General features: G+C 74.9%; 5 protein-coding genes. 2 read left to right on the forward strand and 3 right to left on the reverse strand.

The window, feature by feature from the left end:
• Positions 1 to 42 precede the first annotated feature (42 nt).
• Positions 43 to 468 carry a hypothetical protein gene (locus AB0D66_RS34060; protein WP_362311030.1) on the reverse strand — a complete coding sequence of 142 codons (426 nt, stop codon included), beginning with the start codon at positions 466 to 468 and terminating at the stop codon, positions 43 to 45.
• An 89-nt stretch (positions 469 to 557) separates the two neighbouring features.
• On the opposite strand from AB0D66_RS34060, the gene AB0D66_RS34065 reads away from it, so the two are divergent.
• The gene (locus AB0D66_RS34065; RefSeq protein ID WP_362311031.1) at positions 558 to 1,292 is read left to right on the forward strand and encodes an SOS response-associated peptidase; all 735 of its coding nucleotides are present in this window, start codon (positions 558 to 560) and stop codon (positions 1,290 to 1,292) included.
• Here the strand turns inward: AB0D66_RS34065 and AB0D66_RS34070 are convergent.
• Positions 1,289 to 2,041, reverse strand: coding sequence for a TioE family transcriptional regulator (locus AB0D66_RS34070; protein ID WP_362311032.1), 753 nt, complete (start codon positions 2,039 to 2,041; stop codon positions 1,289 to 1,291). The two genes, AB0D66_RS34065 and AB0D66_RS34070, sit on opposite strands and share 4 nt — an antisense overlap.
• Positions 2,042 to 2,099: 58 nt before the next feature.
• On the opposite strand from AB0D66_RS34070, the gene AB0D66_RS34075 reads away from it, so the two are divergent.
• Positions 2,100 to 3,317, forward strand: coding sequence for an erythromycin esterase family protein (locus AB0D66_RS34075; protein WP_362311033.1), 1,218 nt, complete (start codon positions 2,100 to 2,102; stop codon positions 3,315 to 3,317).
• Between the two features lie 21 nt (positions 3,318 to 3,338).
• Here the strand turns inward: AB0D66_RS34075 and AB0D66_RS34080 are convergent.
• On the reverse strand, positions 3,339 to 4,400 hold a 1,062-nt coding region (locus AB0D66_RS34080), incomplete at its 5' end, for a substrate-binding domain-containing protein (RefSeq protein WP_362311034.1).

Below are 4,400 nucleotides of genomic sequence, written 5' to 3' on the forward strand. Positions count from 1 at the left end.
GCCGCCGGGCCGGCCCGGGAAGGGCCGGGGGCGGCGCGGGCGTCAGACGGACGTGAAGACGTCCTCGTGCGCGTCGTCGAGGATGAACCCGTTGTCGAAGCGGACCCGGACGGTGACGCGGGGCCCCTGCTCCTGGTAGGCGGTCCACTCGGGCTCCAGGGAGGCGACCTTCTCCTCCAGCTGCCTGCGGCTCCCGGCGGGCATGTCGTGGCCGAAGGAGTCGAGCAGCGACTTGAGCCGCTCGTACTCCCGGACCTCCTGGCTCTCGTGGCGGTGCTCGACCACCCGCTCGACGGTGCCCTCGGTGCCCGCCGCCAGCGACAGGAACCCGGCGACCGCGCCCGCCGGCGCCGTCGAGGCGGACCGGGTGGACGAGGCCGTCGCCGGGGAGTCCTCCGTCACCGCGACCGCACCGGTCAGCCGGGTGTCCGCGGCCAGCTTCACCCGCCGGCCTTCCTTCAGCGCCATGTTCTCTTCTCCCGGATCGATGCGGTGGGGCCGTGCCATTATCCGTGCCGGTCGGTGAGGCCGGAGCCGAAGAGTGGGAGAGTGGGACCATGTGCGGTCGTTACGCTTCCTCCCGGGCCCCGGAAGACCTCGCGGGCCTCTTCGACGCCGAGCGGGAACCCGGCGCCGAAGCGCTGGGGCCGTCGTGGAACGTGGCCCCCACCGACGACGTGTGGGCGGTCCTCGAGCGGGCCGACCGCGGCACCGGGGAGGTGGCGCGCCGGCTTCGGCCGGTGCGGTGGGGCCTGGTGCCGTCCTGGGCGAAGGACCCCTCGGTGGGCTCGCGCATGATCAACGCCCGCGTGGAGACCGTCCACGAGAAGCCCGCCTACCGGCGCGCGTTCACCCGTCGGCGGTGCCTGCTGCCCGCGGACGGCTTCTACGAGTGGGTCGCCGTGCCCGCCACCGGCTCCGCGAAGGCCTACAAGCAGCCGTACTTCATCCGCCCGCAGGACGCGGGGGTGATGGCGATGGCCGGGCTGTACGAGTTCTGGCGCGACCCGGCCGTCAAGGACGACGACGACCCGACGGCCTGGCTGATCACGGCCACCATCATCACCACCGAGGCCACCGACCAGGCCGGCCGCGTCCACCCCCGCATGCCGCTGGCCCTCGACCCGGGCGACTACGAGACCTGGCTCGACCCCGCCCACCAGGACACCGCCGACCTGCGTGCGCTCCTGCACACCCCGGCCGACGGCCGCCTCGCGGTGACGGCGGTCTCGACGGCGGTCAACAGCGTCCGCAACGACGGCCCCCACCTCCTGGACGCGGCCGCTGCCTAACCGCGCTCGCGCAGGTACCCCTCCAGCTCGGCCGCCCCGGCCAGCATCGCCCGCCCGCGGGCGGCGAGCCTGCCGTGCCAGTCGCCCAGCGCCGCCTCCAACGGCTCCAGCCCGCCCGCCGCCCGCACCTGGGCGATCAGCGGGGCGATCCGCTCCAGCAGGTAGCCGCCCCGCCTGAGCTGGTGGACCAGGCGCGCGTCCCGGACGTCGGCCTCGCCGTAGACCCGGTACCCCGTCAGCGGGTCGCGGCGCGGGCTCACCAGCCCGGCGCGCTCCCACTTGCGCAGCGTCGCCGGCCGGATGCCCAGGGCCCCGGCCAGCGTCCCGACGAACATGCCGCCGGACCCGGACCCGGACCCGGACCCGGGCAGCGCCGCGTCGGGTCCGGGGGCCGGGGCGGCGGCGAGGTCGCGCAGTGCGCCCTCCACCGCCCGGAGCGTCCGGCGGTCCTCCAGCAGCCGGGCGTGGCTCTCGTCGATGAGCAGGAACGCCTCGTCGACCGCACCCTCGTTCACGGCCCGCATGATCGACGCCGCCGTCCGGTGGCCGTGCCCGGGGGCCAGGGCGAGGAACGCGCCGAGGGCCCGGGCGTGCAGCGGGGTGTAGGTGCGGTAGCCGTGGGGCGTGCGCTCGGCGGCCGGGAGGATGCCGGCCTCCTCGTAGTTCCTGACGGCCTGCGTGGACAGACCGTGCCCGCGCGCCAGGTCGACGGGCCGGAGCCGTCCGCCGCTTTGAAGGTTCTGTCGCATCCACCCCATGATATCGGCCCAAAGTCTCAACCGGGGGTTCAAAGATACCGTTGAAGGCATGGCAACCGACATCCAGCACATCGCCCGTACCGTCGAGGCCGCCGCCGTCATGGAGCTGCTCCCGGCCCGGCCGCGGCTGCTCGCGCTGGGCGAGCCCACCCACGGCGAGGACACCCTGCTCGACCTGCGCAACGCGCTCTTCCGCCAACTCGTCGAGGAGGAGGGCTACCGGACGATCACGATCGAGAGCGACTGCATGGCGGGGCTGGCCGTGGACGACCACATCGCCTCCGCCGCGGGCGCCCCCGACGAGGACGAGGCCATGGAGCGCGGGTTCAGCCACGGCTTCGGCGCGTCCGCGGCCAACCGCGAACTCGTGCGGTGGATGCGGGAGTACAACGACGGCCGGCCCGCCCCCGAGCGGCTCCGCTTCGCCGGTTTCGACGGCCCGCTGGAGATCACCGCCGCCGCGAGCCCCCGGCAGGCCCTGACCGCACTCCACGGCTACCTCGCCGCCCGGGTGGACGCGGACCTGCTCCCCTGCACCGCGCAGGCCCTCGACCGCCTGCTCGGCGCCGACGCCCGGTGGACCGACCCCGGCGCGATGTGGGACCCGGCGCGGTCGGTGGGCCGCTCGGCAGGGGCCGCGGAACTGCGGCTGCTCGCCGACGACCTGGCGGTGCTGCTCGACGCGCAGGCACCCCGTCTGGCCGCGGCGGACCCCCGGGACGACTGGGACCGGGCCCGCCTCTACGCGCGCACCGCCACCGGCCTGCTGCGCTACCACGCCTGCATGGCCGACCCGTCACCGAGCCGCATGACGCGGTTGGTGGCCCTGCGGGACCGGATGATGGCCGACAACCTGCTCGCCCTCGCCGAACGGGGCCCCGTGCTGGTCCACGCCCACAACCGCCACCTCCAGCGGGAGAAGAGCACGATGCGGATGGGCGGCAGGCCGCTGGAGTGGTGGAGCGCGGGCGCCCTCGTCAGCGCCCGGCTCGGCGAGGAGTACGCCTTCCTGGCCACGGCCCTCGGCACGATCCGCCACCAGGGAGTGGACACCCCGCCGCCGGACACCGTCGAAGGCCTCCTCTACGCGCTCCCGGAGGCCGAGTGCCTCCTCGATGCCCGGCGGCTGGCCACCGCGCTGCACGAGCGGCGCCCCGCTCCCCGGGTGTCCCCGTACCACGGCTACTTCCCCCTGGACCCGGCCCACTTGGCCGAGAACGACGCGATCGTCTTCGTCCGGGACGTCCCGGGTACGGCGGCCGGTTGACCGGGCCGGTCCGCCGCCGGCCTACACCGGCCTGCCCCAGATCCTGCGGTACCCCTCGCGGTAGCCGGTCGGGTCCCACGACGCGGCGCCGCCGCTGTTCTCGGCCGTGGCGATGTGGACGGGCGCGACGTAGCCGCTGGCCGGCTGTCCGGCGAAGGCGCGGTTGAACTCGTCGACGACCTGCCAGCCCTGCTGGTTCAGCGGCTCGGGGACGGTGGCCGCCTGGAACTGCTCGCTGTTGATGCGCTGGAACGCGGAGCTGTCGCCGTCGCCCGCGCCGATGTTGAAGGGCGGCCCGGAGCCCGGCGCGCCGGCCGCGCGCAGGGCCGGGGCGGCGTCGGCGAAGTAGAGGTCGTTGATGGCCACCGAGTACGTCCACTCGTCCCGGAACCGGGACCGCAGGGAGGAGACCGCCTGCGGGGTGCGGCTGCTCGCGTCCGGGATCGGGATGTTCTCGGAGGACAGGAGCCGCACGCCGGGGCAGGCGGCGAGCCCCCGCCGGATCAGTTCCGCCTTGTTCCTGGCGAACGGGATCGAGTCGTCCGTGAACAGGACCACTCCGGCGCTCCCCCCGGACCGGGCGATGATCCAGTCCGCGCTGATCCTCGCCACGTCCTCCACCTTCGTGGTGACGTTGGTGAACAGCGCGGGGTCCTCGCTCGGGCCGGGCGAACCCACCGCGTGCCAGCCGATGACCGGGATCCGCGCCGCCTCGGCGCGGGCCATCTGCTGCGAGGTCAGCCGCGGATCGAAGCCGCCGACGACGATGCCCGAGGGCCTGAGCGTGACGGCCTGGCTGAGCGCTGCCTGGATGCCGGCGGGAGTGCCCTCCCCGTCGATCACCCGGACCTGCCAGCCGATGGCCTTCGCGCCCTCCTCGACGCCCTTCGCGACGCCCGCGACTCCCGGGTTGGTCATGGTCTGCGCGACGTAGACGAGCGACTTGCCGGGCACCGCCGCGGGGCCGGTGGTGGGCCCGTGCCAGGCGGTGTCGGTCTGCTCCGCCTGCTGGACGGCTGCCCCGGCCCTGGTGAGCGCGGCGGGACAGCCGGCCGGGGAGGGGCCGCTGCCGGCCGACGGGCC

Source organism: Streptomyces sp. NPDC048270 (assembly GCF_040652335.1).
Taxonomy (GTDB): domain Bacteria; phylum Actinomycetota; class Actinomycetes; order Streptomycetales; family Streptomycetaceae; genus Streptomyces.